Annotated in this window: 1 protein-coding gene; it reads left to right on the top strand. The window is 73.0% G+C overall.

Translation table 11 applies throughout. The annotated features are described in order from the left end of the window. On the top strand, positions 1-3,267 hold a 3,267-nt coding region (locus VF632_RS23360), incomplete at both ends, for an amino acid adenylation domain-containing protein (RefSeq protein WP_331025348.1).

The following is a 3,267-nucleotide window of genomic DNA, read 5'->3' as shown; positions in this document are numbered from 1 at the left end:
GCGCGCGGAGAACCCGGATCGCGGCGCACGGCCGGACCAGCTGGCGTACGTGATCTACACCTCGGGCTCCACGGGAACGCCCAAGGGGGTGATGGTTCCGCACCGCGGCGTCCCCAACCTGGCGTACGCGCAGGCCCGCCGCTTCGGCATCGACGGCACCAGCCGCGTCCTGCAGTTCGCCTCGTTCTCCTTCGACGCGGCGGTGGCGGAGGTGTTCGACACGCTGCTGGCCGGGGCCACGCTGGTGATGGCTTCGCGCGAGGCGCTTCTCCCCGGTGCGGGGCTGCTGGAAACGCTGCGGCGCGGACGCGTGACCGTGGCCACCCTGCCGCCGCCGGTGCTGGCCATTCTCCCGCCGGACGAACTGCCGGAGCTGCGCACGGTGGTGAGCGCGGGCGAGGCGGTGGACGCCGCCACGGTGGAGCGGTGGAGCGCCGGGCGCGCCTTCGTGAACGCCTACGGACCGACGGAGACGACGGTCTGCGCGACATCCGCCTCCTGCCAGGCGGACGGGCGCGCCCCGGCGATCGGCCGGCCGCTGGAGAACGTGCGGGTGTACGTGCTGGACGCGGCCGGCCAGCCGGCGCCGGCCGGCGTGCCGGGCGAGCTGTACGTGGGGGGCGTGGGCGTGGCGCGCGGCTACCTGGGCCGGCCGGGGCTGACGGCGGAACGCTTCGTCCCGGATCCCTTCGGCGGCGAGACCGGTGCACGGCTGTACCGCACGGGGGACCGGGTGCGGTGGTCGGTCCGGGGCGAGCTGGAGTTCCTGGGGCGGGTTGACCAGCAGGTCAAGATCCGGGGCTTCCGCATCGAGCCGGGGGAGATCGAGGCCGTCCTGCGGCGCAATGCCGGCGTCGCCGACTGCGTGGTCGTGGCCCGCGAGGACGTGCCCGGGGAGAAGCGGCTGGTGGCGTACGTGGTCGGTGGCGGCGGGGCGGATGAGCTGCGCGAGCACCTGCTCCGGGAACTCCCGGAGTACATGGTGCCGGCGGCTTTCGTCTCGCTGGACGCGCTCCCGCTGACGCCCAACGGCAAGCTGGACCGCAAGGCACTGCCGGCGCCGGAGCTCGCGTCGGGCGAGGAGACCTACGTAGCGCCGCGCACCCCCGTGGAAGAGATGCTGGCGGGGATCTGGGCCGAGGTGCTGGGGCTGGAGCGGGCCGGGGTGACGGAAAGCTTCTTCGACCTGGGCGGGCATTCGATCCTGGCCGCGCTGGTGATCTCGTCGATCCGCGCGCTGTTCGCGGTGGAGCTGCCGGTCCGGGTGCTCTTCGAGGGGCCCACGGTGGCGGAGGTGGCGAATGCGGTGGAGGAGATGCGCCGCGCGGAGCTGCCGGTGCTGCCGCCGGTGGTGCCGGTGGAGCGCACGGGAGCGCTGCCGCTCTCCTTTGCGCAGGAGCGTCTCTGGTTCACCGACCGGCTCGAGCCGGGAAGCGCCCTCTACAACATCCCCGGGGCATGGCGCCTGGGGGGTGCGCTGGACGGGGCGGCACTGGAGCGCGCCCTGGGTGAGATCGTCCGCAGGCACGAAGCGCTGCGGACCACCTTCGCAGAGGTGAACGGCTCGCCGGTGCAGGTGATCGCGCCGTTCGGCGGGTTTTCGCTGCCGGTGGAGGACCTGTCGGGGCTGGGCGACGCGGATCGCGAGGCGGCGGTCGAGCGGCGGGCGGGGGAAGAGGCGGTACGGCCATTCGACCTTGCGGCGGGACCGCTCTTCCGGGCGCTCCTGCTGCGGCTGGGGGACGAGCACCACGTGCTGCTCCTCTCGATGCACCACATCGTCAGCGACGGGTGGAGCATGGGGGTGTTCTTCCGCGAGTTCACCGCCCTGTACGCGGCGTACCGCGAGGGGCGTGAGTCGCCGCTGCCGGAACTGGCGGTGCAGTACGCCGACTTCGCGGTGTGGCAGCGCGAGCAGCTGGAGGGCGAGGGGCTGGACCGGCAGCTGGCGTACTGGCGGGAGCGCCTGGCGGGAGCGCCGGAGCTGCTGGAGCTGCCGACGGACCACCCCCGCCCGGCGGTGCTGACGTACCGGGGCGCGTCGGTGCCGGTGGAGCTCTCCCCGGAGCTGCTGGAGCGGCTGCAGGCGCTGGGGCGCAGCGAGGGAACGACGCTGTACATGACGCTGCTGTCCGCCTTCCAGGTGCTCCTCTCGAAGTACGCCGGCAGCGAGGACGTGGTGGTGGGGAGCCCGAACGCCGGACGCACGCGGAGCGAGGTCGAGGGGCTGATCGGCTTCTTCATCAACGCACTGGTGCTGCGCACCGACCTCTCGGGAGACCCCTCCTTCCGCGAGACCCTGCGGCGGGTGCGGGAAGTGACGCTGGGGGCATACGAGCACCAGGAGGTGCCCTTCGACAAGCTGGTGGCCGAGCTGCAGCCGGAGCGGTCCTTGAGCCACTCGCCGCTCTTCCAGGTGATGTTCACGCTGCAGAACGCCGGGGCCGGAGGAGGCGCTCTCCCGGGCCTTCAGGTAGGCGGCGCCGGAGCGGCCCGCGAAGACGCCAAGCACGATCTCTACCTGGCGCTTTCGGCGAGTCCCCGGGGCCTGCACGGAGGGCTGAACTACAGCACCGACCTGTTCGAGCCGGCGACCATCCAGCGCATGGTGCGCCACCTGGAGCGGGTGCTGGAGCAGGTGGCCGCCGACGCCGACGTGCGGCTCTCGCGGCTGGACCTGCTCGGAGAGGCCGAGCGCCTGCTGCTGGTGGAAGAGTGGAACCGGACGGAGGCCGAGTACCCGGCGGACCGCTGCATCCACGAGCTGTTCGAGGCGCAGGCGGCGCGCAGGCCCGACACCGTGGCGATCGAGTACGAAGGGGAGACCCTCAGCTACGGCTCGTTGAACGAGCGGGCCAACCGGCTGGCGCACCATCTCGCCGCGCTCGGCGTCGGGCCGGAGACGCGGGTGGGGATCTGCCAGGAGCGGGGGCCGGAGATGGTCGTCTCCGTGCTCGCCGTGCTCAAGGCCGGCGGCGCGTACGTCCCGCTGGACCCCGCCTATCCCGCGGAGCGGCTGGCGTTCGTGCTGGCCGACGCGGCCGTGCCCGTGCTGGTGACGCAGGAGTCGCTGCGCGCGGCGCTCCCCGCCGGCGACAGCGTCGTGGTGGTGAGCGTGGACGGGGAGCGGATCGCGGCGGAGCGCGCGGAGAACCCGGATCGCGGCGCACGGCCGGACCAGCTGGCGTACGTGATCTACACCTCGGGCTCCACGGGAACGCCCAAGGGGGTGATGGTTCCGCACCGCGGCGTCCCCAACCTGGCGTA

This window comes from Longimicrobium sp., from assembly GCF_036388275.1.
Lineage (GTDB): Bacteria > Gemmatimonadota > Gemmatimonadetes > Longimicrobiales > Longimicrobiaceae > Longimicrobium.
Note: the sequence above shows the minus strand (reverse complement) of the source record. Positions and strands in the feature narration are given on the sequence as shown.